Source organism: Pulveribacter sp., from assembly GCF_032079985.1.
Taxonomy (GTDB): domain Bacteria; phylum Pseudomonadota; class Gammaproteobacteria; order Burkholderiales; family Burkholderiaceae_C; genus Melaminivora.
On the sequence record NZ_DAMATK010000001.1, the window covers coordinates 141,732 to 168,045 of the forward strand.

27 protein-coding genes are annotated in these 26,314 nt (G+C 69.5%); 17 read left to right on the plus strand and 10 right to left on the minus strand.

All coding sequences use genetic code 11. From position 1 onward, the window contains the following. Positions 1-205: 205 nt before the first annotated feature. Positions 206-982 (minus strand): IclR family transcriptional regulator, encoded by a 777-nt coding sequence (locus RT282_RS00685; protein ID WP_313311140.1) that lies wholly within the window; start codon positions 980-982, stop codon positions 206-208. An 88-nt stretch (positions 983-1,070) separates the two neighbouring features. Between RT282_RS00685 and RT282_RS00690 the strand changes: the two genes are divergently transcribed. The 5 genes from RT282_RS00690 to RT282_RS00710 all read left to right on the plus strand — a co-directional run bounded on the left by RT282_RS00690 (position 1,071) and on the right by RT282_RS00710 (position 7,454). After that, positions 1,071-1,874 (plus strand): enoyl-CoA hydratase, encoded by an 804-nt coding sequence (locus RT282_RS00690; RefSeq protein ID WP_313311141.1) that lies wholly within the window; start codon positions 1,071-1,073, stop codon positions 1,872-1,874. Continuing rightward, complete coding sequence (locus tag RT282_RS00695) at positions 1,874-3,991, plus strand: acetate--CoA ligase family protein (RefSeq protein ID WP_313311142.1); 2,118 nt, start codon at positions 1,874-1,876, stop codon at positions 3,989-3,991. Before RT282_RS00690 ends, RT282_RS00695 begins: the two co-directional genes overlap by 1 nt. Positions 3,992-4,054: 63 nt before the next feature. Beyond that, positions 4,055-5,026 (plus strand): tripartite tricarboxylate transporter substrate binding protein, encoded by a 972-nt coding sequence (locus RT282_RS00700; protein ID WP_313311144.1) that lies wholly within the window; start codon positions 4,055-4,057, stop codon positions 5,024-5,026. 180 nt (positions 5,027-5,206) lie between these two features. Then, positions 5,207-6,400: an acyl-CoA dehydrogenase family protein gene (locus RT282_RS00705; protein ID WP_313311145.1), complete on the plus strand. Its 1,194-nt coding sequence runs from the start codon at positions 5,207-5,209 to the stop codon at positions 6,398-6,400. 13 nt (positions 6,401-6,413) lie between these two features. Then, positions 6,414-7,454, plus strand: a complete 1,041-nt coding sequence (locus RT282_RS00710; protein WP_313311146.1) for an acyl-CoA dehydrogenase family protein — start codon at positions 6,414-6,416, stop codon at positions 7,452-7,454. 84 nt (positions 7,455-7,538) lie between these two features. Here RT282_RS00710 and RT282_RS00715 read toward each other — a convergent pair whose 3' ends face one another. Continuing rightward, entirely contained in the window at positions 7,539-8,657 is a 1,119-nt protein-coding gene (locus RT282_RS00715) for a 3-deoxy-7-phosphoheptulonate synthase (RefSeq protein WP_313311148.1), read from the minus strand. 175 nt (positions 8,658-8,832) lie between these two features. Between RT282_RS00715 and RT282_RS00720 the strand changes: the two genes are divergently transcribed. From RT282_RS00720 to RT282_RS00760, 9 genes are all read left to right on the plus strand, one after another. Next, the gene (locus RT282_RS00720; protein WP_313083525.1) at positions 8,833-9,393 is read left to right on the plus strand and encodes a TRAP transporter small permease; all 561 of its coding nucleotides are present in this window, start codon (positions 8,833-8,835) and stop codon (positions 9,391-9,393) included. A gap of 18 nt (positions 9,394-9,411) precedes the next feature. Continuing rightward, a complete protein-coding gene (locus RT282_RS00725) occupies positions 9,412-10,692 on the plus strand; it encodes a TRAP transporter large permease subunit (RefSeq protein ID WP_313311151.1) in 1,281 nt (426 codons plus the stop codon). A gap of 19 nt (positions 10,693-10,711) precedes the next feature. Beyond that, positions 10,712-11,401, plus strand: a complete 690-nt coding sequence (locus RT282_RS00730) for a GntR family transcriptional regulator (RefSeq protein ID WP_313311153.1) — start codon at positions 10,712-10,714, stop codon at positions 11,399-11,401. A gap of 11 nt (positions 11,402-11,412) precedes the next feature. Further along, complete coding sequence (locus RT282_RS00735) at positions 11,413-12,330, plus strand: fumarylacetoacetate hydrolase family protein (protein ID WP_313311154.1); 918 nt, start codon at positions 11,413-11,415, stop codon at positions 12,328-12,330. A 64-nt stretch (positions 12,331-12,394) separates the two neighbouring features. Then, complete coding sequence (locus RT282_RS00740) at positions 12,395-12,796, plus strand: cupin domain-containing protein (protein ID WP_313083517.1); 402 nt, start codon at positions 12,395-12,397, stop codon at positions 12,794-12,796. 46 nt (positions 12,797-12,842) lie between these two features. After that, positions 12,843-13,880, plus strand: coding sequence for a TRAP transporter substrate-binding protein (locus RT282_RS00745; RefSeq protein WP_313083515.1), 1,038 nt, complete (start codon positions 12,843-12,845; stop codon positions 13,878-13,880). 2 nt (positions 13,881-13,882) lie between these two features. Next, a complete protein-coding gene (locus RT282_RS00750; protein ID WP_313083513.1) occupies positions 13,883-14,674 on the plus strand; it encodes an SDR family oxidoreductase in 792 nt (263 codons plus the stop codon). 13 nt (positions 14,675-14,687) lie between these two features. Then, a complete protein-coding gene (locus RT282_RS00755; protein ID WP_313083510.1) occupies positions 14,688-15,470 on the plus strand; it encodes an SDR family NAD(P)-dependent oxidoreductase in 783 nt (260 codons plus the stop codon). Between the two features lie 53 nt (positions 15,471-15,523). Continuing rightward, complete coding sequence (locus RT282_RS00760; RefSeq protein ID WP_313312563.1) at positions 15,524-15,817, plus strand: Dabb family protein; 294 nt, start codon at positions 15,524-15,526, stop codon at positions 15,815-15,817. 13 nt (positions 15,818-15,830) lie between these two features. Here the strand turns inward: RT282_RS00760 and RT282_RS00765 are convergent, their stop codons facing one another. From RT282_RS00765 to dinG, 4 genes are all read right to left on the minus strand, one after another. After that, a complete protein-coding gene (locus tag RT282_RS00765; RefSeq protein ID WP_313311156.1) occupies positions 15,831-16,313 on the minus strand; it encodes a C40 family peptidase in 483 nt (160 codons plus the stop codon). A gap of 147 nt (positions 16,314-16,460) precedes the next feature. Next, positions 16,461-16,649, minus strand: coding sequence for a hypothetical protein (locus RT282_RS00770; protein ID WP_313311159.1), 189 nt, complete (start codon positions 16,647-16,649; stop codon positions 16,461-16,463). A 35-nt stretch (positions 16,650-16,684) separates the two neighbouring features. Continuing rightward, positions 16,685-17,191 carry a pyridoxamine 5'-phosphate oxidase family protein gene (locus RT282_RS00775; protein ID WP_313083503.1) on the minus strand — a complete coding sequence of 169 codons (507 nt, stop codon included), beginning with the start codon at positions 17,189-17,191 and terminating at the stop codon, positions 16,685-16,687. Between the two features lie 131 nt (positions 17,192-17,322). Then, positions 17,323-19,494, minus strand: a complete 2,172-nt coding sequence (gene dinG / locus RT282_RS00780; RefSeq protein WP_313311164.1) for an ATP-dependent DNA helicase DinG — start codon at positions 19,492-19,494, stop codon at positions 17,323-17,325. 226 nt (positions 19,495-19,720) lie between these two features. Between dinG and RT282_RS00785 the strand changes: the two genes are divergently transcribed. After that, a complete protein-coding gene (locus tag RT282_RS00785; protein WP_313311166.1) occupies positions 19,721-19,999 on the plus strand; it encodes a hypothetical protein in 279 nt (92 codons plus the stop codon). Between the two features lie 87 nt (positions 20,000-20,086). Here the strand turns inward: RT282_RS00785 and RT282_RS00790 are convergent, their stop codons facing one another. Both RT282_RS00790 and RT282_RS00795 read right to left on the minus strand, forming a co-directional pair. Continuing rightward, complete coding sequence (locus RT282_RS00790; RefSeq protein ID WP_313311168.1) at positions 20,087-21,523, minus strand: homoserine dehydrogenase; 1,437 nt, start codon at positions 21,521-21,523, stop codon at positions 20,087-20,089. Between the two features lie 371 nt (positions 21,524-21,894). Further along, positions 21,895-22,332, minus strand: coding sequence for an OsmC family protein (locus tag RT282_RS00795; RefSeq protein ID WP_313311169.1), 438 nt, complete (start codon positions 22,330-22,332; stop codon positions 21,895-21,897). Positions 22,333-22,486: 154 nt separating this feature from the next. Between RT282_RS00795 and RT282_RS00800 the strand changes: the two genes are divergently transcribed. After that, positions 22,487-22,795, plus strand: a complete 309-nt coding sequence (locus RT282_RS00800; RefSeq protein ID WP_313311172.1) for an acylphosphatase — start codon at positions 22,487-22,489, stop codon at positions 22,793-22,795. On the opposite strand, the gene RT282_RS00805 is transcribed toward RT282_RS00800, so the two are convergent. Then, on the minus strand, positions 22,792-23,436 hold the full coding sequence (locus tag RT282_RS00805) for an FMN-binding negative transcriptional regulator (RefSeq protein WP_313311175.1): 645 nt from the start codon (positions 23,434-23,436) through the stop codon (positions 22,792-22,794). The genes RT282_RS00800 and RT282_RS00805 overlap by 4 nt on opposite strands. A gap of 27 nt (positions 23,437-23,463) precedes the next feature. Continuing rightward, the gene (locus tag RT282_RS00810; protein WP_313311176.1) at positions 23,464-23,871 is read right to left on the minus strand and encodes a YkgJ family cysteine cluster protein; all 408 of its coding nucleotides are present in this window, start codon (positions 23,869-23,871) and stop codon (positions 23,464-23,466) included. Between the two features lie 156 nt (positions 23,872-24,027). Here RT282_RS00810 and RT282_RS00815 point away from each other — a divergent pair, with 156 nt between their 5' ends. After that, positions 24,028-26,292 (plus strand): CRISPR-associated endonuclease Cas3'', encoded by a 2,265-nt coding sequence (locus RT282_RS00815; RefSeq protein WP_313311178.1) that lies wholly within the window; start codon positions 24,028-24,030, stop codon positions 26,290-26,292. Positions 26,293-26,314: the final 22 nt, after the last annotated feature.

Genomic DNA, 26,314 nt, shown 5'->3' on the forward strand with positions numbered 1-26,314 from the left:
GGGGCGGGGCGGGACGAGCGGGAAGGCATGGTGGGCAGGTCGTGCGGCGGGGCGCGGCGCGGCAGCGCCGGGGCGTGCCGGGCGGCGGTCATGGTACACCCCGGCGCGGCGGCAGCAGCCCGCGCAGAGATCTGGAAAACACGTATTGGCGCTATCTTTTAAATAGCTGATTGCGCAGTGTTGGCAACATCTTTGGGCGTTTTCGTCACAATTCCTCGGGTGCGGCGCGCGGGCACTCGGCCTGCGCCAGCTGCGCCGTGAGCAGCTGACCCAGCTCGGCCTTGCGCTCGGGCGGCAGGCGCGGCGTGATGGCGCCGAAGCTGATGGCTGCCAGCGTGCCGGCCGAGGGCGCGAAGGTGGCGCCCACGCCCGACACGCCCGTGGTCAGCGTGTCCACGATGTCGGCCCAACCCGCGGCACGCGTGCGCCGCACGGCCTGCAGCAGCCGCTCGCGCGCAAAGCCGGCCTGCGCGTACTCGGCCGCGTGGCGCTCGAACAGGCGCTCGATCTCCGCGTCGGCCAGCGCCGCCATCAGCGCCAGGCCGCCCGCGCCCAGGCCCAGCAGCCGGCGCCCGCCCACGTCGGTGGTGAAGACCTTGACCGGAAAGTGCCCCTCCTCGCGGTGCAGGCACAGGCAGTAGTCGCCCTGGCGGATGACCAGGAACACCGTGTCGCCCGACATGCGCGCCAGCCGCTGCATCAGCGGGCGGCAGGCGTCCACCAGCGGCACGCGCCGCATCGAGGCAAAGCCCAGCTGCATGGCGTCGATGCCCAGGCGGTAGGCCTTGTCCTCGCCGCGCTCGGCGAACTGCTCCTCGGCCAGGCACGACAGCAGCCGGTGCGCGGTGGAGCGCTCCAGGCCGGTGGCGGCCATGACGTCCGTCAGGCGGATGCCGTCCTCTTGGTGCTCGGCCAGCAGGCGCAGCAGCTGCAGGGCGCGGCGCAGGCTCTGGGCTCCGGCGGTGGCGGATGGTTTGTCCATAGTGTGGGAAACATGAATGATCATGTTTGTAATGCAGGAAAACCCAAGTCTAGACTGGCCGTGAACGGAACCCCAAGGAGACACGGTCATGGCTTTCGCCACACTGGAGATAGAAAACCACGGCGCGGTGCGCCGCATCCTGCTGGCCCGCGAGGCGCAGCGCAACGCCCAGAGCCAGCAGATGCTGGACGAACTGATGGCCGCCTTCGACGACGCGCAGCACGACGACGCCGTGCGTGCCGTGGTGCTGGGGGGCAAGGGCGAGCACTTCTCGGCCGGGCACGACCTGAAGCAGGCCCAGGCCGAGCGCGCCAACTTCACGGTGGAGGAGCGCTGGGCCTACGAGGAGCTGCGCTACTACGACTATTCGCTGCGCATCTGGGACTTTCCCAAGCCCACCATCGCCCAGGTGCAGGGCGCCTGCGTGGCCGGCGGCTTCATGATCGCCAACATGTGCGACCTGGTGGTGGCCAGCGAATCGGCGTACTTCTCCGACCCGGTGGGACACACCCTGGGCGCGGCCGCCACCGAGGTGCTGATCCACCCCTGGGTCATGGGTGCACGCAAGGCCAAGGAGATGCTGTTCACGGGCGGGCGCATCGGCGCGCAGGAGGCCCACGCCATCGGCATGGTCAACCGCGTGGTGCCCGATGCCGAGCTGGGCGAGGCTGCGCTGGCGCTGGCCCAGCAGATCGCCCAGGCCCCGGCCTTCGGCCTGCGCCTGATCAAGCGTTCCATCAACCGCGGCCTGGACGCGCAAGGCCTGCGCACGGCGCTGGCCGCGCACTTCGACACGCACCAGTTGTCGCACCTGAGCGAGGGCTTCCTCACCGCCCGCGACCGCGGCCTGGCCAAGGCCATCCAGAAGAACCCCGAGAAGGCCGCCTCCTGATGCTCGCACCCGTCAAGACCACCACCCACCGGCTGGAGCCGCTGCTCAACCCGGCGTCCATCGCCATCGTCGGCGCCAGCAACAACGCCGCGCGCATCGGCGGCATGCCCATCGCGCACCTGACCAAGTTCGGCTACGCCGGGCAGATCTATCCGGTCAACCCCAAGTACGAGGAAGTCTTCGGCCTGCGCTGCTGGCCCGACATCGAGGCCCTGCCGGCCGCACCCGACCTGGTGGTGCTGGCCATCGGCGCGGCCGACGTGCTGCCCATGCTCCGTCGCTGCGCCGCCAAGGGCGTGCGCGCCGTCATCGTCTATGCCGCCGGCTTCGCCGAGGAAGGCGCCAAGGGCGCGGCGCTGCAGGCCGAGCTGGAGACCTATGTGGCCACCACCGGCATGGTCGTGGCCGGCCCCAACGCCATGGGTTTCGCCAACCTCAACACCCAGGCGCACACCAATTTCGCCTCGGTGTTCAACACCGCGCCCATGCAGGCGGGCAAGGGCAGCGTCAGCCTGCTGACGCAAAGCGGCAACGTCTGCGCCGCGGTGTATGCCATCGCGCGCCGCCTGGGGGTGGACTTCAGCCACTTCATCAACACCGGCAACGAGGCCTGCGTGGACTTCGCGCAGTACCTGGAGTACCTGGCGCAGGACGACGCCACCGAAGTCGCCATCGGCTACATCGAAGAGCTGCGCGACGGCGAGCGCTTCATGGCCGCGGCGGCCGAGTTCGCGCGCCAGGACAAGCTGCTCATCCTGTACAAGGCCGGCGAGACCGACAAGGGCTCGGAGGCCGTGCGCTCGCACACCTCGGCCCTGGCCGGCGACCGCGCCATCTACCAGGCGGCCTTCCGCCAGCTGAACGTCATCCAGAGCCACGACTTCGTGCAGATGGCGCAGCTGGCCCACCTGGCCGGCTACCGGCGCCAGAGCGCCGGCAAGCGCGTGGCCATCATCACCATCAGCGGCGCCCTGGGCGCCATCCTGGCCGACAAGTTCATCGGCGCGGGGCTGGAGGTGCCCACGCTGCCGCAGGCGCTGCAGGACACGCTGCGCGCCGGCATCCCGGACTACGGCATGGTCTCCAACCCCGTGGACGTGACCGGCAACGTGGTCAACGACCCCGGCTTCGTGCGCACCGCCATGGAAGCGCTGGCCCAGTCCGACGCCGTGGACAGCGTGGTCATCTATGCCCCCGGCTACATGCTCGACCGCATGGCCGACGACTTGTGCGCCGTGTCGGCCCGCTTCGGCAAGCTGTTCGTGGCCATCGACACCGGCGCCGCCACGACCCGCGAGCAGCTGCGCGCCGGCGGCGTGCCGGTGTTCGAGGACATCGGCGTGGCCGTCTCGGCGCTCTCGCCCTTCCTGCTGTGGCAGGAGCGCCGGCGCGCCAACCGCTGGCTGCAGGTGCGCCAGCAGGCCGCACCGGCCCGCGCCGCGCTGCCGGCTGCGCTGGACGAATACCGCACCAAGCAGTTCCTGGCGCAGCACGGCGTGCCCATGGCGCCCGAGCGCGTGGCCGCTAGCGCCGACGAGGCGGCGGCCGCGGCCGATGCCATCGGCTACCCCGTGGTGCTCAAGGTGCTCTCGCCCGACATCGCCCACAAGACCGAGGCCGGCGGCGTGCGCCTGCGCCTGCAGGACGCCGCCCAGGTGCGCCAGGCCTTCGACGAAATCATCGCCAGCGCCCGCCGCTACGACCCGCAGGCCCGGATCGAGGGCGCCTTGGTCTGCCCGATGGAGTCCGGCGTGGCCGAGCTGATCGTGGGCGCCACGCGCGACCCGGTGTTCGGCATGACGCTGACCGTGGGCCTCGGGGGCGTGCTGACCGAGCTGTACCAGGACGTGAGCCACCGCCTGCTGCCCGTGGACGAGCAAATCGCCCGCGAGATGCTCTCCGAGCTCAAGGCCTTCCCGCTCCTGACCGGCTACCGTGGCCGCCCCGAGGGCGACGTGGACGCGGCCTGCGCCGCCATCGCCGCCTTCTCGCGCGCCGTGCTGGCGCTGCAGGAGCAGGCCGACGAGGTCGAGGTCAACCCGCTGCTGGTGCGCCCGGCCGGCCAGGGCGCCTGCATGCTGGACGCGCTGGTGCTGGCGCAGCCGGCGCAGGACTGACCCGCCGCGCGCCCCTTTCCTTTTTTCTTGTTCGCAACCACCACAACCACTCAGGAGACAACCATGACCTTCAAGAAGATGCTGGCCACCGTGGCCCTCGCCGCTGCCGCCGTGTGCGGCGTGTCCGCCCACGCCCAGGCCTACCCGAGCAAGCCTGTCACCGTCGTCGTGCCGTTCTCGCCCGGCGGCGCCACCGACATCATGGCCCGCACCCTGGCCGAGCGCCTGGGCAAGCGCATGGGCCAGCCGGTGATCGTGGAGAACAAGCCGGGCGCCGGCACCATGATCGCCTCCGAGCACGTGGCCCGGGCCACGCCCGACGGGCACACCGTACTGCTGGCCGCCTCGTCGCTGGGCATCGCGCCGGCCCTGTACAGCAAGGTCAACTACGACCCGGTGAAGGACTTCACGCCGATCTCGCTGGTGGCCTCGGTGGTGCACGTGCTGGAGGTGCACCCCAGCGTGCCGGTGAAGAACGTGGCCGAGCTGGTCGCCTGGCTCAAGGCCAACCCCACCAAGGCCAACTACGGCTCGGTCGGCGCCGGCACCTCCACGCACCTGGAGGCCGAGCTGTTCAACACGGTGGCCGGCGTGAAGATGGAGCACATCCCCTACAAGGGCAGCGCCCCGGCCCTCATGGATCTGGTGAGCGGCAACCTGCAGGTCATGTTCGATGCCTGGGCCTCGTCCGGCCCCTTCGTCAAGGACGGCAAGGTGCGCCTGCTGGCGGTGACCACGGCCCAGCGCTCCAAGCTGCTGCCCGACGTGCCCACCGTGGCCGAGTCCGGCCTGCCCGGCTACGAGGCCATGCCCTGGCTGGGCCTGGTGGCGCCGGCCGGCACGCCCCAGCCGGCCATCGACAAGTTCCACGCCGAGCTGATGGAAGTGCTCAAGGAGCCCGCCGTGCAGGAGAAATTCCGCTCGCTGGGCCTGGACATCATCGGCAACAGCCCCAAGGAGTTCGGCGAGTTCATCAAGAAGGACATGGTCAAGTGGGCCAAGGTCGTGAAGGACTCTGGCGCACGGGCGGACTGACACCCCCCTGAGGCGCTGCGCGCCTTCCCCCCTCTCTCGCAGCGCTGCGCGCTGTGGGAGGGGGGACCACGCCACCGGACCGGCGAAGCCGGATCCGCGGCGTGCGCTGGCCTGGGTTGCGCCAGCTGCATGCGGCACGTCCCGTGCGCATGCCTTCTCACAAGTACAGAAAGAACACGCATGCAAGTGGGCTATTCGGCGGAAGACGAAGCCTTCCGCCTCACGCTGCGCGAGTGGTTCGAGAGCCACTACCCGCGCTTCAAGGCCGGCTGGCCGGGCACGCCCGACCCCAACGAGCTGGGCTGGCGCCGCGCCTGGGAGGACTACGTGTGCCAGGCCGGCTGGTCGGGCCTGGGCTGGCCGGCGCAGTACGGGGGCAAGGCCTGGTCGCTGACGCGCCAGGCCATCTTCCATGAGGAGCAGGCGCGCATCGGCGCGCCGCTGGGCGTGAACATCATCGGCCACGGCATCCTGGGCCCGACGCTGGTGCACTTCGCCAGCGAGGCGCAGAAGGCGCGCTTTCTGCCCGGCATCCTGTCCAACCGCGAAATCTGGTGCCAGGGCTATTCCGAGCCCGGCGCCGGCTCCGACCTGGCGGCGCTGGCCACCCGCGCTGAGCGCCGGGGCGACCACTACGTGCTGAACGGCCACAAGGTCTGGACCTCGTTCGCGCACATCGCCGACTGGTGCTTCGTGCTGGCGCGCACCGACGCCAGCGCCCAGCGGCACAAGGGCATCAGCTTCTTCCTGGTGGACATGAAGAGCCCGGGCGTGCGCGTGGAGCCCATCCGCCAGATCACCGGCGAAGCCGACTTCAACGAAGTCTTCTTCGAGGACGTGCAGGTGCCGCTGGACGCCCTGGTGGGCGAGGAAAACGGCGGCTGGCGCCTGGCCATGGCGGCGGCCAGCTTCGAGCGCGGCACCTACTTCATCCCGCGCCAGGTGCGCTTTGCGCAGGAGGTGCAGGCGCTCAAGGCGCTGGCGGCCGACACGCCGCGCCCTGGCGGCGGCAACGCGCTGCAGGCCGACCCGCATCTGCGCCGCGGCATCGCCCGCCTGGCGGCCGACAGCCACGTGCTCAAACTCAAGGGCCTGCGCGCGCTCACCAATGCCTTGCGCAGCGGCCCGCCGGGGGCCGAGGGCTCGTCCACCAAGCTGCAGTGGAGCGAGTCGCACCAGAAGATGATGAACATCGCCACCGAGCTGCTGGGCGAGCGCGCCCTGGCCGGCCCCGAGCCTGGCGGCTGCGACCTGCGCGCCGCGCTGTGGACGCGCGACTACCTGTGGACCCGCGCCGAGACCATCCTGGCCGGCACCTCGGAGGTGCAGCGCAACATCCTGGCCGAGCAGATGCTGGGCCTTCCCAAGAACTGACGGCAGGCACCGCATGGATTTCGCACTGAACGAAGAGCAGCAGATGCTGCAGGCCTCGGCCCGGCGCTTCTTTGCCGACCGCCACCCGCTGGCGCGGGCGCGCCGCGCCCTGCCCTGGAGCGACCCGCTGCAGCAGCGGCTGTGGGCCGACATGGCCGGCATGGGCTTCATGGCGCTGCTGCTGCCGGAGGACGACGACGGCCTGGGCCTGTCGCTGACCGAGGCCAGCCTGGTGGCCGAGGAAGCCGGCCGCCAGCTGGTCAACCTGCCCTGGGCTGCCAGCGCCGTGCTGCTGGCGCTGTGGCTGAAAGCCGCGCCGCGCCCCGCACCCGCCGTGCTGCAGAGCGCCGTGCAGGCGGCCCTGGCCGGCGAGCGCGCCCTGCACTGCGTGGCCGAGACGGACGCCTGGTGGGACCACGCGGGCCAGTGCAGCGACATCGTGGTGGTGCGTGGCTGGCACGACCCCGCAGCGCCGCTGCAGATCGCGCTGGTGGACGCGTCGGCCTTGCCGTGCGCCGAGGCGCTGGACCCCACGCTGCGCCAGTGCGCCGCGCCGCCGCCGCAGCAGCAGCAGGCGCTGCAGTGGCACACGCTGGAGATCCCGGCCGAGGCGCGGGCGCACGCCCGCCTGGCCCACCGCCTGATGCTGGCGGCCGAGCTGGTGGGCGCCGCGCAGGCGGCGCTGGACCTGTCCGCCGCCTATGCCCGCGAGCGCGTGCAGTTCGGCAAGCCCATCGGCAGCTACCAGGCCATCAAGCACCAGCTGGCCAACGCCTGGATGGGCGTGGACAACGCCCGCCTGGCCGTGCTGTACGCCACGGCGGCGCTGGACGGCAGCCTGCCCGACGCGCGCTTTGCCTGCGCCGTCGCCGAGCTGGAGGCCATCGAGGGCGCGCTCGCGTGCACCCGCACCGCCATCCAGGTGCACGGCGGCATGGGCTTCACCTGGGAGCACGACGCGCACCTGTACCTCAAGCGCGCTCAGCACCTGGCGGCGCGCCTGGGCGGCGCCTCGCGGGCGCTGGATCAGGTGGAAGCGCTGGCCCTGGCCTGATCAGAAAAATACAAGCCAAATCGGACTCCAGCGCTTATCTGATAAGCGCTGACAGCTATCAAAAGTGAAGCGCAAGGAGGCGCTTCAGCGCCCTGCCCGCCGCGCCCGCACGGCGGCGGCCAGCGCCTGCAGCAGCGGCACCGTCTGCGCGAAGCTGATGCAGGCATCCGTCACCGACACGCCGGGCTTCAGGGGCTGGCCGGGCACGATGTCCTGGCGGCCCTCTTCCAGGTGGCTCTCGATCATCACACCGGTGATGCGCGCGTCGCCGCCGGCGATCTGCGCCGCCACGTCGTGGCCCACGTCGATCTGGCGCGCGTGCTGCTTGCTGCTGTTGGCGTGCGACAGGTCGACCATGACCTGCTCGCGCAGGCCACTCTTGGCCAGCAGTTCGCAGGCCGCCTGCACGTGGGCGGCGTCGTAGTTGGGCGCCTTGCCGCCGCGCAGGATGACGTGGCAGTCCTGGTTGCCGCGCGTCTCGAAGATGGCCGCCTGGCCCATTTTGGTCATGCCCATGAAGGCGTGCGGCGCGCGCGCGGCCAGCATGGCGTCGGCGGCCACGCGCACGCCGCCGTCCGTGCCGTTCTTGAAGCCCACCGGGCACGACAGGCCGCTGGCCAGCTGGCGGTGGCTCTGGCTCTCGGTGGTGCGCGCGCCGATAGCGCCCCAGCTCACCAGGTCGCTGATGAACTGCGGGCTGAGCAGGTCCAGGAATTCCGTGCCCACCGGCAGGCCGACTTCCAGCACGTCCAGCAGCAGCGCGCGGGCGCGCTCCAGGCCCTCGTTGATGGCGAAGCTGCCGTCCAGGCGCGGGTCGTTGATGTAGCCCTTCCAGCCCACGGTGGTGCGGGGTTTTTCGAAGTACACCCGCATCACGACCAGCAGATCGCCCGCCAGCGCGTCGGCCTCGGCCTTGAGCCGGCGCGCGTACTGCAGCGCCTCGTCATGGTCGTGGATGGAGCACGGCCCCACGACGACCACCAGCCGGTCGTCCTGCCCCGCCAGCACGCGGGCGATGGCGCCGCGGCTGTCCTCGACCAGCTGCTGCGCCGCGGCCGGCGCGGGCAGCCATTCCTGCAGCAGCGCCGGGGTGATGAGCGGGCGCACTCCTGCAATGCGCAGGTCATCAATGCGCGTGGTGTCACGGGTCGAAAGTGCTTGGGCGCTGCGATGGGAAGGGGGCAAGGGCAAGGGCGTGGTCATAGCCGGCGATTGTCATGCGCGGCCCCGGGCGCTGGCGCGGCAGCGAGAGAGGATCGAATCCGATATTCGGGGAAAACCCTGAGCAGATTCTGCATCCATATCCTGTTTATGCACACTAAACTTCAATTTTGCATACAAAACACAGAACTGCATACGAAATGACATGGAGCTGGTCATGAACCGCCTGTTGAATGTTTACTGCCGAGCCCTCGAAGCCGTGTGCGCGCTATTCATGGCCGCCATGGTGATCCTGGTGTTTGGGAACGTGGTGCTGCGCTACTTCTTCAACACCGGCTGGCTGATCTCCGAGGAGCTGTCGCGCTGGCTGTTTGTCTGGATGGTTTTCATGGGCGCCGTAGTGGTCATGCGTGAGCGCGGCCATATGGGCACCGACATGGTGGTGGTGAGGCTGCCGGCCTGGGCGCAGCGCCTGTGCCTGGTGGTGGCGCAGGTCGTGATGCTCTACATCACCTGGCTCATGGCCACGGGCAGCTGGAGCCAGGTCATGGTGAATTGGGAGACCGAGGCTCCTGTGAGTGGTCTGTCCGTCTCGATCTTTTATTTCGCAGGCGTGCTGTTTGCCGCATCCACGCTGCTCATCCTGCTGCACCAGCTCTGGCTGAACTTGAGCGGCAGGCTGTCGAACGCCGAATTGGTGATGGTGCACGAGTCCGAGGAGACGGCGCACCTGGTGCTGCCTGCCGCTTCGGACAGCACCACGGACGAACGCCGCTAGGCCAACCAGGAGATCCTAATGACGGTGTTCATCTTTGTAGGCGCGCTGCTGGCGGCCATGGCCATCGGCATGCCGATTGCGTATGCGCTGCTTTTTTCGGGTGTGGCTCTCATGCTGCACCTGGATCTGTTCGATGCACAGATCCTGGCCCAGAACGTGATCAATGGCTCGGATAGCTTTCCGCTGCTGGCCGTGCCTTTCTTCATGCTGGCAGGCGAAATCATGAACGTGGGCGGCCTGTCCAAGCGCATCGTCAATCTGGCGATCACCCTGGTAGGGCACCGCCGTGGCGGCCTGGGATTTGTGGCCATCATCGCGGCGTGCCTGATGGCCGCCTTGTCGGGCTCGGCCGTGGCCGATACCGCTGCGCTGTCGGCCTTGCTGCTGCCGATGATGGTCAAGGCCGGGCACGACAAGGCGCGGGCCGGCGGGCTGATCGCCTCGGCCGGCATCATCGCGCCGGTCATCCCGCCGTCCATCGGCCTCGTGGTGTTCGGGGTGGCGGCCAACGTTTCCATCGGCAAGCTGTTCATGGCCGGCATCGTGCCCGGCCTGCTGATGGGAATTTCCATTGCAGTGGCTTGGTGGTTGGTCGCGTCCCGGGAGAACGTCGCCCTGCCTCCCGCATCGACTGCCCGTGAAAAGCTGCATGCCCTCAGGGAATCGGTTTGGGCCCTGGGCCTGCCGGTCATCGTGCTGTTCGGGCTGAGGTTCGGCATCTTCACGCCGACGGAGGCCGCGGTGGTGGCTGCGGTGTACGCGTTGCTGGTCTCCACCGTGGTGTACCGGGAAATCAGCCTGCGCCAGATGTATGCCGTGTTTGTCTCGGCAGCCAAGATCACCTCGGTGATCATGTTCCTGGTGGCCGCATCCATGGTGTCCGCGTGGCTCATCACCGTGGCCGACATCCCGGACCAGGTCATCGAACTGCTCCAGCCCTTCATGGGCAACCCCACCCTGCTGCTGGTCGCCATCATGGTGCTGGTGATGGTCGTGGGCACGGCCATGGACATGATGCCCACCATCCTCATCCTGACCCCCGTGCTGATGCCCGTCGTCAAGGAGGCGGGGATCGATCCGGTGTACTTCGGCGTGTTGTTCATCATGAACAACGCCATCGGCCTGGTCACTCCGCCGGTGGGCTCGGTATTGAACGTGGTGGCGGGCGTGGGAAAGATGCGCCTGGACCAAGTGGCCAAGGGCGTGCTGCCCTTCATGGCCGCTCAGTTCATCGTCATGTTTCTGTTGGTGCTGTTCCCCGCCATCGTGATGGTGCCGCTGAACTTCCTGACCAACTGATCCCTATCCGCGTTTCGCCATGAATACCAAGGTATCCCCCAAATCCACCAGCCTGGATGTCTTCGAGGCCGTGAGCGCCCACCTGAGCGAGCTGCGCGCGGCTATCACCGAGCCCGTGCGTGTGCGCGAGGAGGATCTGGCCAGCCAGCTGGGCGTGAGCCGCACTCCGGTGCGCGAGGCGCTCATCCGGCTTGACAGTACGGGGCTCATCAGCCTGCGCCCAGGACGGGGCGCGCTGCTGCAGCCTGTCAGCGACCGCGACTACCTGGAATGGCTGCAGCTGCGCGAGCAACTGGAGGGTTTCGCCGCACGCGAAGCAGCGCTCAATGCCTCGCAGCGCGACGTCCAGACGCTGCGCGCCCTGTTCGAGCCGTTCCTGGAGCCGGGCGTGGCGGAAGCGAAGGCTGCCGAATACTCGCAGGCCAACGTCGCCTTCCACACGGAAGTCATCCGCCTGGCGCGCAACCACCTGCTGGAGCGCGTATGGGCGTCTTTTGGCCACCGCCAGACCAGCTACCGGCGGCGGACCATCGCCCGCCTGCACCGCAGCGCTGATTCGCTGCGAGAACACCTGCAGATCATCGACGCCATTGAGCGGCGTGACGCCGACCAGGCCGAGGCCCTGGCGCGCGCCCATGTCCACGAGCTGTACGTGGCGGTCGAGCAATCCAGTGCGCCCAGCACGCATTCCTCGGAATTTCCCCACTGATACAAGACCCCATGAAGTTTCTCAATTTCCTCCACGCCGAGCACGGCGCACGCCTGGGAGCGCTGGTAAGCGACGAACATGTACTCGACCTGACTGCAGCCTGGCCCCAGCAGCCGGCGCCTGCCTCGGTCGACGAACTCATCGCGGCAGGTGATGCAGCCTTGGCTGAGGCGAAAAAGCTGTTGGAAGCGGCCAGCGCGGGCATCGGACGCAAGAGCATGGACAACGTGCTGGACTACGCCACGACCGCCCTGCTGCCGCCGGTCGCCTCCACGGGACGCAATATCTTCAACGTTGGCCGCAACTACCGCGACCACATCATCGAAGGCAACCTGGCCAATGGCCGTCCAGCCGACGCCTTTCCAAAGGCCATCGAATTTTTCACCAAGCCTCGCACCGCCCTGTTGGAGCACCGGGGAGGGATCCAGCGCCACGGCAGGCTTTCCGACAGCCTGGACTATGAGGTGGAGCTGGCTATCGTCATCGGCAAGGGGGGGCGCGACATCCCGGCCGAGAGGGCGCATGAGCACGTGTTCGGCTACACCATCGTGAACGATGTGACGGCGCGGGATCTGCAGCGGTTGCACGGCCAGTGGTTCAAGGGCAAGAGCCTGGACAGCAGCTGCCCGATAGGCCCGGTGGTGGTGCATGCCAGCGCCATCGGCAATCCGGATGCCCTGGATCTGGCACTGGAGGTGGACGGCGAGGAGCGCCAGAACGACAACACCAGCTCCATGCTTTTCGATGTGGCCAGCGTCATCGCTCAGCTGTCGGCAGGCATGACCCTGATACCCGGGGACGTCATCGCCACCGGTACCCCCAAGGGCGTGGGTTTCGCTCAGCGTCCGCCGCGCTGCCTGCAGGTTGGCCAGACCGTGCGTGCCCGCATCGAGGGCATCGGCGAGCTGGTCAACGTCGTCGTCGAGTAACGCCGTGGCCCCCGGGCCCGCCCGGTTTCCTGCTTTCCGCTCTTCCTAAGCACAAGGAGTTCCCATGACTTTAATGACCCCCTTCCTGCCCAACGCCGATCAGTACGGGCCACTTGATTCTCGCAACATGGCCGTGGACGACCTGCCGTGGAAGCCGACTCCCACGCCCGGCATCGACATGAAAGTGCTGGTGCAGGACGAGGAAACCGGGCTGCTGACCGCCTTGTTCCGGTGGCAGCCGGGCACGGAGCTCGCGCTGCACGAGCACGTGGAAATCGAGCAGAGCTATGTACTCGAGGGCGAGTTCGAGGACGACGACGGTGTTTACCCGGCAGGCAACTTCGTCTGGCGTCCCAAGGGCCACCGCCACGTCGCGCGCTCACCCAAGGGCGCGCTGGTGCTGTGCTTCTTTCTCAAGCCCAACAAGTTCCTGGGCGGGAAGCTGGACGGCCAGGAGCTGAAGTAACCCCTTCGGCAGACCACATACATCAACGCAAAGGAGACAAACCATCATGACCCCATCCCGCACCCTGCCCCGCATCCGCCATCTGGCCCTCGCACTGGTGGCTGGCACTCTTGCCGTCGGCAGCCTGCAGGCCCAGGCACAGGACATCCGCGAGCGCAAGATCAAGTTCAGCTACGCCGTGGCCAAGGACAACCCGATCGGCCTGGCTGTAGACAAGTACGCCGAGCTCGTCAGCGCCAAGAGCGGCGGCAAGATCAAGGTCACCGGCTATCCGAACGCCACGCTGGGCAATGAGATTCAATCCATGGCCTCCGCCCAGGGCGGCATTCTGGAGATGTCCGTGGTGTCCACCGCCGGCGCCGCCGGCAACGTGAAGGAACTGGCGGTCTTCGATCTGCCGTTCCTGTTCCGCACCGAAAAGGAAGCGGACGCGGTCGTGGATGGCGAAGTGGGCCAGTCGCTGCTGAAGAAGTTCTCGGAAAAGAACCTCATCGGCCTGTGCTACATGGACTACGGCTTCCGCCAGGTGACGAACAGCAAGCACCCCATCCAGCGCCTGGAGGATTTCCGCGACCTGAAGCTGCGTACGCTGCAAAACCGCGTGTACATCGACATCTTCAAGGCGCTGGGCGCCACGCCGCTGCCCCTGCCCTATCCGGAGACCTATACGGCGCTGGAAACGAAGGCCATCGACGGGCAGGAAAGCGCCTATCTGGTGACCAAGTCCAGTTCCTACCAGGACATCCAGACCTACCTGACCGAAACCCGCCACGTCTACCTGCCCGCTGTGGTGCTGGTCAGCAAGAAGTTCTGGGACCGGTTGAGCCCTGCGGAGCACGAGGTGCTGGAGGCGTCGTGCAAGGAGGCCTCGGCCTATCACCGCACCGTCAGCCGCAAGATGGAAGCCGATGTGGTCAAGGAACTGGTCAAGGCCGGCATGAAGTTCAACACGATCGACCCTGCGGAGCACGCCCGCATGGTGCAGGCGACTGCGCCGGTGATTGAGAAGTACAAGCCTGAGCTGGGTGCCGAGCTGGTCAGCAAGACCATGGCCACCATCGAAAAAGTGCGCAAGGCTCAGTGAACGTGGCCAGCGCAACCCTGCAGCAGGGCTTCCAGGGCCTGCGTGTCATGGTGACGGCGGGGGCTTCGGGCATCGGTCTGGCTATTGCCCAGGCCTTTGCCCAGGCGGGTGCACGCGTGCAGGTCAGCGATCTGTCCGCCGAAGCCCTGCAGGCCGCCTTGCCCACGCTGCCCGGCGGTGGCGGCTGGTGCATGGATGCGTCGCAGCCCGGCGATGTGGACGCCTGGTTTGCACACGCCCTTGAAGTGCTGGGCGGACTGGACGTGCTGGTGAACAACGTAGGCATCGCCGGCCCGACGTCGCGCATCGAGGACATCGAGCCGCATGAATGGGACGAGACCCTGGCGGTCAACCTGCGCAGCCAGTACCTGTGTGTGCGCCGCGCCGTGCCGGCGCTGCGCGCCTCGGACTGCGCCACCATCATCAACCTCAGCTCGGTGGCCGGCCGCCTGGGATACCCGCTGCGCACGCCCTATGCGGCGTCCAAATGGGCCGTGATCGGGCTGACCCAAAGCCTGGCCCTGGAGCTGGGCGACGACGACATCACCGTGAACGCCATCCTGCCCGGCATCGTGGACAGCGAGCGTTCGCGCAGCGTGACGGCAGCCAAGGCGCGCGCGCGCCAGATCAGCGAGGCCGAGATGCTCCAGGAAATCCTGGAGAACGTGGCCCTGCACCGCAAGGTGCCGCTGGCCGATGTGGCCGATACCGCCCTGTTCCTCGCCTCCCGCGCGGGACGCAGCTTCACCGGCCAGAGCCTGAACGTCTGCGCCGGCATCCAGTCCCTGCGCTGAAGAAATCCTCTGCATGTCTACACCATCGTATTTCCACAAGACCTTCGGCCTGCACGGCCGCACCGCCTGCGTCACGGGAAGCGCGTCCGGCCTGGGCCTGGCGATCGCCCGGCATCTGGGACTGGCGGGGGCGCGTGTCGTCATCAACGACCTGGACGAGGAGCGCTGTCTTGCGGCCGTCCAGCTGCTGGCGGCCGAGGGCGTCGAGGCGCAGCACGCCGTGTTCAACGTGTCCCAGGCGGAGGGGGTGTCCCAGGCCGTGGACGCACTTGCGGCCCAGGGGTGGGCGCCTGACATCCTGGTCAGCAACGCCGGCAACCAGAACCGCAAGCCGGTGACCGAGATGGCTCTGCCCGAGTGGCAATCGCTCTTCGACGTGCATGTGAATGGGGCCTTCAACTGCGCCCACGCGATGCTGCCGCACATGGCCCGCCAGGGGTTTGGCCGCATCGTGCTGATGTCGTCCGTCGCGGGGCAGGCCTGCATGCCGGGCATTGCGGCCTACGCGTCGGCCAAGGGAGCCATCGCCGCCTTCACCCGTGCCTTGGCCGTGGAATACGGCGCTGCCGGCATCACCAGCAATGCCCTCGCCCCGGGCTTCGTCCGCACCCAGTTCACCCGTGGACTGCAGGAGCGCGAAGGCTTCGATGGCTTCCTGCAAAGCGCGGTGCCCCTGGCCCGCTGGGGCGAGCCGGACGACATTGCTCCTGCCGTGGTGTACCTGGCCTCTCCGGCCGGGGCTTTTGTGAACGGGCATGTGATTGCCATCGACGGCGGCATGCTGGCGCGCATGTGAGCGTGCTTCACCCCCCTCAGTCTGCAAAATTAAAAGGAGGCTACCCCGTGTACATGCACATCGTCATGATGGAGTTCGTCCCAGGCACCGATGCCGCGTTCTTTCAGAAGGTGGAAGACTACGCCGAGCGCATCCGCAAGGAATGCCAGGGCGTCCGGCTGTATCACTTCGGCGCCAATGAAGCTGCCAGATCGCAGGGCTACACGCACGCCGTCGTGTCCGCGTTCGACGATGCGCCCACGCACGACGCCTACCAAGTCAGCAAGGCCCATGTAGAGATGAAGACCTATATGGGCCCCAGCATTCAGCGCCTCGTGGTCTACGACGGGGCTGCCCCGCTGCTATGAAGGTGCGCCGCACTTACGGCCGCCGAAAGCGCGCGTTCTGCTGGGCCCAGTAGCGCGAGTTCAGGGAGTCCAGCCGCACCGTGCCGCCGCTGGAGGGCGCGTGCACGAAGCGGCCCTCGCCCACGTAGATGCCCGCATGCGTGGCCGCGCTACGGCCGAAGACCACCAGGTCGCCGGTGCGCAGGTCGCCCTGGCCGATCTCCGCGCCAAAGCCGCTGAGCTGCGCCACCGTGCGCGGCGGCGCCACGCCGGCGCGGTGGGTGTAGACATAGCCGATCAGGCCGCTGCAGTCGAAGCCGCCCTCGGGCGTGTTGCCGCCGTAGCGGTAGGGCGTGCCGACCAGGCCCAGGGCGTGGATGGCGATGTCGCTGGATTGCTCGGGCGACAGGCGCGAATAGGCGGGCGCGCGCGTGCCGCCGGGCGGGGACGAAGCGCAGCCAGCCAGCACGGCGGCCAGTGCCAGGGCGGCAGCGGAAGCGGGAAAGCGACGGGCCATGCGGCCGAGGATAGCGGCAGTGCACCGCCGGGTGGGCCCAGGGCCGCGCGCACTGCCGCGGCGCCAGGCAAAGTTTGAAGTAAAAAAGCTGCCCACGCCTTGCTGGCAAAGCGCGGAAAGCTCCTCAAACGATAGCAATGGGCAGCGTCAGAATTTGTCCAGCGTGCTGCCGCGCTGCTGCTGGGGCTGGTTGTTGCTGCCCATATCGTTCTGCCGATCGCGGCGCTGAGCCGATTCCTGGGCGTTAGCCTGCGCTGCCTTGTCCATTTCGTCCGGCCGGCCCTTGCCGGTCTGGGGCGAGACGTCCTTGGCGGTTTTCTGGTCTTGCGGGTGCATGGTGGGGCCTCCTGGCGGGGTGGGAAAGAAGACGGTCAGAGGTTGACCTCGCGGTGCTCGCCCAGGGCCTTGGGCCGCTCGCCGGTCATGGCGGCGGTGGCCAGCTTGAACATCTGGGTGAGCTTGCTTTCCTGCACGTCCCAGTACTCGGCGTGCTGGATGTTCACGGCCAGCAGCACCAGGTTCGGGTCGCCCGGGCCGTCGGGGAACCAGGCCTTGGCCATGGGGTTCCACAGCTCCTCCTTGCGCCGCGCGTCCTCGATGAAGGCGGCGGAGCCGGAGATGGAGACGTAGCAGTCTTCCTCCGGGTTGGCGTAGCCCACGTTGACCTGCGAGTCGGCGGACAGGCGCTGGTGCAGCTCGCTGCCGCGCGGAATGAAGAAGTACAGCTGCGCCTGCTCGTCGATGTCCTTGTTCAGCGTGGTCAGCGGGTGGGCGTGCAGCATGCCGTTGTCGCCGCGGTGGGCGAGCATGCCGAAGCGGATGTCCTTGATGCGCTCGAACAGAGCGGTGCGGTCGTTCTGGGGAGAGTCGGTCGTCATGGGCAGGGCTCCTGCGTGAGGGAAAACGGGTGGTGTGTGAACGACCCACTCTAAGAGCCCTGCCCGGGCAGGCAGGTCGGCGCGGCGCCAGGGCGGCTGTGGGGGCCGTCCGACGCGCGCGGGCGCGCCGCTCAGGCGGCGTGGCGCTGCAGCGTGAAGGGCGGCAGGCCCGACAGCAGGCGCTGGCCGTAGCCGGTGCGCACCAGGCGCTTGTCGTAGCAGTAGACGTGCGCGCGGTCGTCTTCGGTGCGGATCGCGCGGCCCACCCACTGCGCCAGGCGGATGGCGGTGGCCGGCACCACCAGCTCGCTGAACGGGTCGCGGCCGGCCGCGCGCAGCCACTCGGCGCGGGCCTCGCCCACCGGGTCGTCGGGCGGGGCGAAGGGCAGCTTGGTGATGAACAGCGACTCGCACAGCCGGCCCGGCAGGTCCAGGCCCTCGCCGAAAGACTGCATGCCGAAGATGATGGACGGCTGGCCGGCGGCCACACGCTCGCGGTGGCGCGCCAGCAGCTCGCGCCGCGGCAGCTGGCCCTGCACCAGGATGCTGGCGCGCAGCACAGTGGGCAGCTCGTCCACGGCGCGGCGCATCTGCTCGCGCGAGGTGAACAGCACCAGCGCGCCGGCCTCCACCAGGGCCAGATCGGCCAGCAGCGCATCCACCATCTCGGCCGTGAAGCTGCTCACGTCGCGCGGCTCGGCGCGGGTCTCGCGCGCCACCAGCGTGCCCTGCAGGGCGTAGTCGAAGGGGCTGGCGACGGCCAGGGTCTGCACCGCCTCGTCGCCGGCCAGTCCCGATTCGCGCAGGAAGAAGTCGAACTGCCCGCAGCTGGTCAACGTGGCCGAGGTCAGCACCGCGCCGCGCACCTGCTGCCACAGGTGCTGGCGCAGCGCGCTGCCCGGCAGCACCGGCGAGGCATGCACGCGCAGCGACAGGTATTCGCCCTGCACCGCCAGCGTGAACCACTTGGCCGCCGGCACGGCTCCTTCAGGCGCGTCCTGCAGCAGCAGCTGGGCGCAGGCGTGCACGCCCTCCAGCCGCGGCGCCAGGGCGCCCACCTGGGCGTACAGCTGCGACAGGCGCCGGGCCTCGTCCGGGCTGTCGCGCATGGCCGTGCGCAGCGCCTTGGCGATGGCCCGCAGCGCGGCCAGAAAGCCTTCGGCGTGGTGCGCGGCCCGGCCGAAGGGCTCGATGAGCGCCTCGGGCAGCGCGCCGCCGGGCACGCGCGCCCGCGTGGGCGGGGCGTTGGCGGCGCTGCCAAAGCGCGGCGCGGCGCGCAGCTCGGGGCCGTACAGGTCCATGGCTAGCCGGGCGGCGTCCTGCAGCGCGGCGCGCAGGCGCGCGGCGTGGTTGGGGATGTCGGCTATTTCTTCCACCTCCACCAGCTGGCCGATGCGCAGCGCGCGGCTGGCCAGCTTGTCGATCCAGGCCAGGTGCGACAGGTCGGCCTCGCAGGCGAACTGCGCCAGCGCCGTGCCCGGCAGGTGGTGGGCCTCGTCCACGATCAAGAGGCAGTTGTCCAGCTCGGGCAGCAGCCGCGCGCCGATGGACGACAGCAGCAGGTCGTGGTTGGCCACGATGACTTGGGCGGCCACCAGGTCCTTGCGCCGCTCGTAGTAGGTGCAGCGCGAAAACAGCGGGCAGTGCTTGCCGGTGCACGAGTGCGCCTCGGCCGCCACGGGCGACCAGGCCTCGGGCTCGGGCTGCGTCTGCAGGGTGTCGCGGTCGCCGTCCCAGGCGCCGCTGCCCAGCGCGTCCGCCATGCTGGCGTAGAACTTCACGCGCGACTGCTCGGCCTGGCGCGCGGCGGGCCGGGGCGCCTCGGTGGGGCCGAACAGGTCTTCGGTGGCCGCCCAGTCCTCGTCCTCGTCCAGGCCGCCGCTGGCCAGGCGCTCCAGCTTGAGCTTGCACACGTAGCGCCCGCGCCCCTTGGCCAGGGCGAAGCGCACCGGCTCGCTCAGGTGCGGCATGAGGGCCGGCAGGTCCTTGTGCACCAGCTGCTCCTGCAGCGCCACGGTGGCCGTGGAGATCAGCACCCGCGTGCCGCGCGACAGCGCCATGGCAATCGCCGGAGCGCTGTAGGCCAGCGACTTGCCCACGCCCGTGCCGGCCTGGATGACGGCGATGGCGCGCGTGGGCTCGGCATCATCGTCCTCGGCCTTGCCCAGCTCGGCGGCGGCGAAGGTCTGCGCCACCTGCTCGGCCATGCGCCGCTGGCCTTCGCGCGCGCGAAAGCCGGCGGTGGACTGCACCACCGCCTCGAAGCTGTGCAAGGCCTCGTCGGCCCACTGCTGCGTGGACATGGAAGGATGGAAAAGACTGGGGGAGGAAGGGGAAGGCACGGCAGGGGCGGCGGCGCCGAAAACAGCTGTGCTTTCGTACAGCCATGGTAGCCCAGCGGGCCTGGGCCTGTCGCCTATGGGGACAACCGGCCCAGGCCTACGCCGGCGGCGCGTGGCCAGCCTAGCATGGCCTGCACCGGCGGCGCCGCGACGGAGCCGCCCTTTCTCTGCACAGAAAAGGTCCGCCATGCCCCTGAAGCCCCCCGTTCCCGAATCGCCCCAGAAGCAGGACCCGCCCGGCAAGCCGGCCGACGTGCGCGGCATCGACCTGACGAACGACGACGGGCCCGGCGCCGAGCCCACCCAGCCGCACCTGCCGCACGAGCGCGACCAGCGTGCGAACATGACCGACGGCAACCCCGACGCCCAGGTGCAGCAGGCCTGGGAAGACGTGGAGCGTGGCCTGCAGGACACGGACCGGGGGCCGCCCTCGGACGACGCCTACCGCAAGCTCAAGAAGGAGTGAGCGCAGAACACTCATATTTCAATAGCTGCTCGCGCTTGACTGGCAAGCGTTAGAGGCACTTTTGGCATAAAAAACGGTGGCGGCCGGTCAGGCGCCATCGCCCTCCTTTTCCTCATCCTCTTCTTCATGCACCCGCAGGTGCCGCACCTGCGCGCCCGTGGCCGCCTGCAGCTGCAGGGCCGCGGCCCGCGCCACGCCGTCGGGCGCGGCGGCGGTCAGCAGCAACAGCTGGGGCCCCTGGCCCGGCCCGTCCGGGCATAGCCAGGCGCGCCGGCGCACCGCCACGCCGGCGCGTGCCAGCAGGCGCACGGCGCCGGCCTCGCACAGCGCGCGGCCGGGCAGCACGCGCAGCAGGTGGCGGCCGCAGGCCTGGTCCAGCGGCACGGGCGCCAGCGCCGCGCCGCCCTCGGCCGGCACGCCGAAGGTCGGCACGGCCTGCGCCGCACCGGCACCGCGCGCCAAGTCCACCAGATCGGCCAGCACGGCGCTGGCCGTGGGCGCGGCGCCCGCCCCGGCGCCGCACAGCAGCAGCGGCCCGGCCGCGTCAGCGTGCACCAGTAGGGCGTTGCCCGCGCCCTCCACCCGCGCCAGCGGGTGCGACAGCGGCAGCAGCGCCGGGTGCACGCGCAGCTCCAACCCCTGGCCGCCCTGCAGGCTGGGCACGCGCCGCGCCAGGGCGAGCAGGCGCACGGCGTAGCCCAGGTGGGCGGCGGCGGCCAGGTCGCCGGGCTGCAGTTGGGCGATGCCCTCGGCATGCACCGCGCCCTCGCGCAGCGGCGCGCCGAAGGCGTTGGCGGCCAGCAGGGCCAGCTTGTGCGCGGCGTCCTGGCCGTTCACGTCCAGCGTGGAGTCGGCCTCGGCGTAGCCCAGCGCCTGGGCCTCGGCCAGGGCGGCGGCGTAGCTGCTGCCGTGGGCGGCCATGCGCGTCAGGATGAAGTTGCTGGTGCCGTTCAGGATGCCCGCCAGCGCGTCGATGCGGTTGGCCGCCAGGGCCTCGCGCAGCGTCTTGAGCACCGGCACGGCGCCGGCTACGGCGGCCTCGTAGGCCAGCACCCGGCCGCTGCGCGCTGCGGCGGCGGCCAGCTGGGCGCCGTGGCGCGCCAGCAGGGCCTTGTTGGCCGTCACCACGTGCTTGCCGTGGGCCAACGCGGCCAGCAGCCAGGGCAGCGGGGCGTCGGCGCCGCCGGCCAGCTCCAGCACCACGTCCACGCCGGGGTCGGCGGCCAGGGCCAGCGGATCGCCCAGCAGCCGCACGCCGGGCACGGCGGCCAGCAGTGGCGCGGCGCGCCCGGGGCTGCGCGTGGCCACGGCGGTGATGGCAATGCCCCGACCGGCCCGCGCGGCCAGCAGGGATTGGTTGCGCGCCAGCAGCTGCCACACGCCGGTGCCCACCGTGCCCACGCCGATCAGGCCCACGCGCAGCGCAGTGGTGGCGGCGCCGCCAATGCGCGGCTGCGCGGCGGGCTGGGGGGCGGGACGGGGTGCGGATGCGTGCGCCGGGAGCAGCGCGGGTTCGGCAAACATGGGGACTCAACTCCTTCCTTGCGGTGCTGCCCGGGCTGCCGGCATGGCCGCCCGGGACGAAAAAAAACCCGGCGGCCGGGGCTGGGTTTTCGTTCGGGAGGGAGAGGAAGGAAAAGACACCAGGTGGCCGCCGCTGCGGCCACCCCACGCGCGTCAGGGGGCCGCGGTGGTCATGGTGGTAATCATTCGTGCCGATGGCTGCGCACACGCGCCGAGGCGCGCCTGGGGCGCTGCAGGGGCGGTGAAAAGCGGGGGGCACGACATGGCTTGCAGTGTAGCGCAGCGGCGCCGGGGCGCGCTGGCGCTATGCAAATAGGAGCTGCTGGCGCTTGCCAGCATTGGGCTGGAAGCCGATTTGGTTTGAAACCACCTCAGTTCTTGAGCGTGGCTTGCAGCGTGATCTCGGGCACCGACGCGAGCGCCTTGGACAGCGGGCAGTTCTTCTTGGCGTCCTCGGCGATCTGCTGGAACTGCTGCTCATCCAGGCCCGGCACGGTGGCTGTGAGCGTCAGGGCGATACGGTCGATCTTGAAGCCCTCGCCCTCCTTGGCCAGGCGCACGCGGGCCGTGGTGTCCACCATGCGGGTGGCAAAGCCCGCCTTGTCGCAGGCAAACGAAAAGGCCATGGTGAAGCAGGCCGCATGCGCCGCGCCCAGGATTTCCTCGGGGTTGGTGCCCTTGCGGTCGTCGCCGAAGCGGCTGGCGAAGCCGTAGGGATACTTTTGCAGCGAGCCGGTCTCGGTGCTGACCTGGCCCTGGCCGGCCTTGCCGGCGCCTTCCCAATGGACGGATGCGGATTTTTCACTCATGTGCGACTCCTTGGCCTGTAGCGGTGTGGCGGCCCGCCGCCGGGGGGCGGGCCAAAGCGCACATCTGAGCACGCACCGCGCATGCACGCTGTCAGCGCGCGCCGTGCGCCGGCTGCGGGCCCTGCCTACAGCGGCGGCGGCTACAGTGCCTGCCATGTCCGAACAACACGAAGCGTCCGCCCCCATCGCCCGCCGCCTGCGCGTCCACGGCAGGGTGCAGGGCGTGTACTTTCGCCAGTCCACCGTGCAGGCGGCCCACGCCCTGGGCGTGGCCGGCTGGGTGCGCAACCGCCACGACGGCACGGTGGAGGCGCTGGCCGTGGGCGCACCCGACGCCGTGCAGGCGCTGATCGACTGGGCGCACCGGGGCCCGGCGGCCTCGCGCGTGGAGCGTGTGCTGGTGTGTGAAGAAGCGCTGCCCGAACCGCTGCCGCAAGCCTTCGCGCAGGAAGCGACGGCTTAGCGCGGCGGCTCTTCCCCCGCGGCGTGCATGGCCTGGGCCAGCGCGCCGTGCCCGCGTTCGCGCAGGGCGGCCACGGCGCCGTCGCGGTCGGGCGCCGTGCGGTTCTGGCTCAGCTTGCGCTTGCCCTCGATGCGGGTGATGGCCAGCTCGATGCCGACGATGGCGCGCAGCATCTCGTTCAGGTAGTCGGCGGGTGCGTCGCCCATCTTCCAGGGCCGGGGTTCGGTGGCCTCGTGCCGGCGCGTCAGGCGGGCCACCACGCCGCGCACGTGGCGCTCGTCGTCATGCACCGTGAGCCGGCCGTGCACGTGCACCGCCTCGTAGTTCCAGGTGGGCACGGCGCGGTGCGTCTCGTGCTTGGAGGGGTACCAGTTGGGCGAGATGTAGCCGTGCTGCCCGCGAAACACCACCAGCGCATCGACCGCGCCGCCGGCCGGCACCTCGCCCCACAGCGCATTGGCGCGCGCCACGTGCGCCACCAGCGTGCCGTGCGGGCCGCGCTCGGCATCCAGCAGGAAGGGCAGATGGTCGGCGTCCAGCCCCTGCGGGCCCTGCCGGCACAGCAGGCCGAGCGGGTACTGGCAAATCAGCTGGTGCAGCGCCTCAGGGCGCTCTTCGGCGAAGTGGGCAGGGGTGTACATGGCGCAAGTGTGCAGCAGGCGGAGCCGTCAGGCGCGGGCGCGCGGCCCATAGGCGCACCAGCCGGGGCGGGGGCTCTTCTTTTGCGGGTGCAGGCGGCAGGTCTCGGGGCGGCGTTCATACACCGTGCAGCGGCGCGTGGTTGCGTCCAGGAACTGGCAGTCCCCGCTGGCGCGCCGCGCCAGGGTGAACAGGCCGTGCTTGGGGCTGTAGTGGTCGATCAGCCGGGCCTTCGTCAACCGGCGGGCGATCAACCGCTCCTCGACATGCTCGGCCTCGAACGCCTCGACCCAGCCCAGGCGCACCAGGTCGGACAGCGCCGCCTCCAGCGGCATGGTGCAGCAGTTGGCATTGCACGATTCGCACAACCCGGCGCGGTAGCGCGTCCAGGTGTCGCAGCGGTTGGTGTCGACGATGGGGATGGGCCGGGAGGACATGAGGGGCGGATTGTGCGCCTGGCCAGGACTGTGCTGCTGGAACGCTTCGGGCTATCCGGATTTGACCCAGGACAAACATGGTCGCGTCAGTGTATTGCCAAATGAAATAGAAAGTAAATTAACAAGGACAGGATTCTCAGAACTTAGAGGAGGCGCATGGCGGCACCTTGGGCGCATTCCGGTGGGCACTTGCTGGCCAGTCACTTGCACGCTGTGGCACGGATGGCGGCGGATTTCGCGTCTGCCTGGCCCGATGGCGCCCCGTCTGCTGCCTGGGTGGAGCTGGCGGGCCGCTGGCACGACCTCGGCAAGTACCGCCCGGGCTTCCAGCGCTACGTGCGCCAGAGCGAGGACGCGCACATCGAGCGCCCCGTAGGTGGACGCGAGAAAACCCACTCCGCCGCTGGTGCCCTGTGGGCCATGCAGCATCTGGGCGAGCGCCATGGCGAAAACGCGCGCCTGGCCGGCCGGGTGCTGGCCTATCTGATCGCCGGCCACCATGCGGGCATGGCCGATTGGGAGGAAGGCCTGAAGCCGCGCCTGGAGGCTGACGCCAGCACCATCGAGCTGCAGGAGGCCCTGGATGCCCAGCCACCCACCGCCGTACTGGACGCCGGCGACTTCGTGCCCACGCTGCGCAACATTCCTGGCGGGCCGGAGGGCTTCGCGCTGTGGCTGCGCATGCTGTTTTCCTGCCTGGTGGACGCCGACTTCCTGGACACCGAGGCGCACTTCGATGCCGCGCGCCCGAGCCGGCGCATCGGCTTTCCCACGCTGGCGCAGCTGCACGCGGCTTTCGACGCGCACATGGCCGCGCGGCCGGTGGCGCCAACGCCTGTTAACACCCTGCGCGCCGACATCCTGCGCCAGTGCCGCGAGAAGGCAGCGCTGGCGCCCGGCTTCTTCTCGCTCACCGTGCCCACCGGCGGCGGCAAGACGCTCTCCAGTCTGGCCTTCGCGCTGGCACACGCGCAGGCACATGGCCACCGGCGCGTCATCTACGCCATCCCCTACACCAGCATCATCGAGCAGACCGCCGAGGTCTTTCGCGGCGTGTTCGCCGCGCTGGGCGACGAGGTGCTGATCGAGCACCACAGCCAGGCCGATGCCGCGCCCGAACAGGAAACCGCGCGCAGCCGCCTGGCGTGCGAGAACTGGGACGCGCCGCTGATCGTCACCACCAATGTGCAGCTGCTGGAGTCTCTTTTCGCCGCGCGCACCTCGCGCTGCCGCAAGCTGCACCGCATCGCCGGCAGCGTCATCGTGCTGGATGAGGCGCAGCAGCTGCCGCCCACTTTCTTGCAGCCCATCCTGGACGTGCTCAACTTGTTGGTGGCCCACTATGGCGTCACGGTGCTGCTGTGCACCGCCACGCAACCGGCGCTGGCCAGCAGCCAGTACTTCGACGCCAACAAGAATCTGCGCGGCCTGCACAACGTGCGCGAGATCATCGACGACCCGGATGCGCTGTATGCCGCGCTGGGCCGGGTGCGGGTGCAGTTGCCCACCGACTGGAGCCCGCCCGCCGACTGGAGCGCCATCGCCGCGCAGCTGGCGCAGGAAGACTGCGTGCTGGCCATCGTGAACACCCGCAAGGCGGCGCGCACGCTGCACGCGCTGCTGCCGCCGGGGACGCTGCACCTGTCGGCGCTGATGTGCGGCGCACACCGCCAGGCCGTGATCGCGCAGATCAAAGCACGCCTGCAGGCACGGCGCGAAGGCCGGGACCGCGCGCCCCTGCGCGTGGTGAGCACGCAGCTGGTCGAGGCCGGCGTGGACATGGACTTTCCTGTGGTCTGGCGCGCACTGGCCGGGCTGGACTCTATTGCCCAGGCCGCTGGGCGCTGCAACCGCGAGGGGCTGCTGCCGGACAAGGGCCGGGTGGTGGTGTTCGTGCCGCCCGAGCCGCCGCCGCCGGGCCACCTGCGCAAGGCCGCGCAGGCCTGCGTCAGCACGCTGCACGAACAGCAAGACGATCCGCTGGCGCGGCCGCTGTTCGAGCGCTACTTCCGATCCTTCTATTACACGCAGGAGCTGGACGCGCGCGGCATCGGGTCCATGCTGAAAGTCGATCCGCGCACGCTCGCCGTGCAGTTCGACAGCGCCGCACGTGCCTTTCGCCTGATCGACGACGAAGACAGCGCCAGCGTGGTGGTGCGCTACGCCGCCGCGCACGATGAGATCGCCCAGTGGCTGGCCACACTGCAGTCCGACGGCCCGCAGCGCTGGCTGATGCGCAAGCTGCAGCGCTACACCGTCACCATCCCGCAGCGCATGGCCGCGCGCCTGCTGCAGCAGGGCAGCCTCACGCTGCCCCTGCCTGGCCTGTATGTGCAGGTGGATGCACAGAACCTGTACGACGACGTGCTGGGCTTGGTGGACGACGAGGCCATCTACAACCCCGGTGGCTTCGTCCCCTGAACGCCCGTACCCATCCCAAGGA

Coding starts and splice junctions, on each gene's coding strand:
- RT282_RS00685 (WP_313311140.1), bottom strand. CDS start 982: ATGGACAAACCATCCGCCACCGCCGGAGCCCAGAGCCTGCGCCGCGCC.
- RT282_RS00690 (WP_313311141.1), top strand. CDS start 1,071: ATGGCTTTCGCCACACTGGAGATAGAAAACCACGGCGCGGTGCGCCGC.
- RT282_RS00695 (WP_313311142.1), top strand. CDS start 1,874: ATGCTCGCACCCGTCAAGACCACCACCCACCGGCTGGAGCCGCTGCTC.
- RT282_RS00700 (WP_313311144.1), top strand. CDS start 4,055: ATGACCTTCAAGAAGATGCTGGCCACCGTGGCCCTCGCCGCTGCCGCC.
- RT282_RS00705 (WP_313311145.1), top strand. CDS start 5,207: ATGCAAGTGGGCTATTCGGCGGAAGACGAAGCCTTCCGCCTCACGCTG.
- RT282_RS00710 (WP_313311146.1), top strand. CDS start 6,414: ATGGATTTCGCACTGAACGAAGAGCAGCAGATGCTGCAGGCCTCGGCC.
- RT282_RS00715 (WP_313311148.1), bottom strand. CDS start 8,657: ATGACCACGCCCTTGCCCTTGCCCCCTTCCCATCGCAGCGCCCAAGCA.
- RT282_RS00720 (WP_313083525.1), top strand. CDS start 8,833: ATGAACCGCCTGTTGAATGTTTACTGCCGAGCCCTCGAAGCCGTGTGC.
- RT282_RS00725 (WP_313311151.1), top strand. CDS start 9,412: ATGACGGTGTTCATCTTTGTAGGCGCGCTGCTGGCGGCCATGGCCATC.
- RT282_RS00730 (WP_313311153.1), top strand. CDS start 10,712: ATGAATACCAAGGTATCCCCCAAATCCACCAGCCTGGATGTCTTCGAG.
- RT282_RS00735 (WP_313311154.1), top strand. CDS start 11,413: ATGAAGTTTCTCAATTTCCTCCACGCCGAGCACGGCGCACGCCTGGGA.
- RT282_RS00740 (WP_313083517.1), top strand. CDS start 12,395: ATGACTTTAATGACCCCCTTCCTGCCCAACGCCGATCAGTACGGGCCA.
- RT282_RS00745 (WP_313083515.1), top strand. CDS start 12,843: ATGACCCCATCCCGCACCCTGCCCCGCATCCGCCATCTGGCCCTCGCA.
- RT282_RS00755 (WP_313083510.1), top strand. CDS start 14,688: ATGTCTACACCATCGTATTTCCACAAGACCTTCGGCCTGCACGGCCGC.
- RT282_RS00760 (WP_313312563.1), top strand. CDS start 15,524: ATGCACATCGTCATGATGGAGTTCGTCCCAGGCACCGATGCCGCGTTC.
- RT282_RS00765 (WP_313311156.1), bottom strand. CDS start 16,313: ATGGCCCGTCGCTTTCCCGCTTCCGCTGCCGCCCTGGCACTGGCCGCC.
- RT282_RS00770 (WP_313311159.1), bottom strand. CDS start 16,649: ATGCACCCGCAAGACCAGAAAACCGCCAAGGACGTCTCGCCCCAGACC.
- RT282_RS00775 (WP_313083503.1), bottom strand. CDS start 17,191: ATGACGACCGACTCTCCCCAGAACGACCGCACCGCTCTGTTCGAGCGC.
- dinG (WP_313311164.1), bottom strand. CDS start 19,494: ATGTCCACGCAGCAGTGGGCCGACGAGGCCTTGCACAGCTTCGAGGCG.
- RT282_RS00785 (WP_313311166.1), top strand. CDS start 19,721: ATGCCCCTGAAGCCCCCCGTTCCCGAATCGCCCCAGAAGCAGGACCCG.
- RT282_RS00790 (WP_313311168.1), bottom strand. CDS start 21,523: ATGTTTGCCGAACCCGCGCTGCTCCCGGCGCACGCATCCGCACCCCGT.
- RT282_RS00795 (WP_313311169.1), bottom strand. CDS start 22,332: ATGAGTGAAAAATCCGCATCCGTCCATTGGGAAGGCGCCGGCAAGGCC.
- RT282_RS00800 (WP_313311172.1), top strand. CDS start 22,487: ATGTCCGAACAACACGAAGCGTCCGCCCCCATCGCCCGCCGCCTGCGC.
- RT282_RS00805 (WP_313311175.1), bottom strand. CDS start 23,436: ATGTACACCCCTGCCCACTTCGCCGAAGAGCGCCCTGAGGCGCTGCAC.
- RT282_RS00810 (WP_313311176.1), bottom strand. CDS start 23,871: ATGTCCTCCCGGCCCATCCCCATCGTCGACACCAACCGCTGCGACACC.
- RT282_RS00815 (WP_313311178.1), top strand. CDS start 24,028: ATGGCGGCACCTTGGGCGCATTCCGGTGGGCACTTGCTGGCCAGTCAC.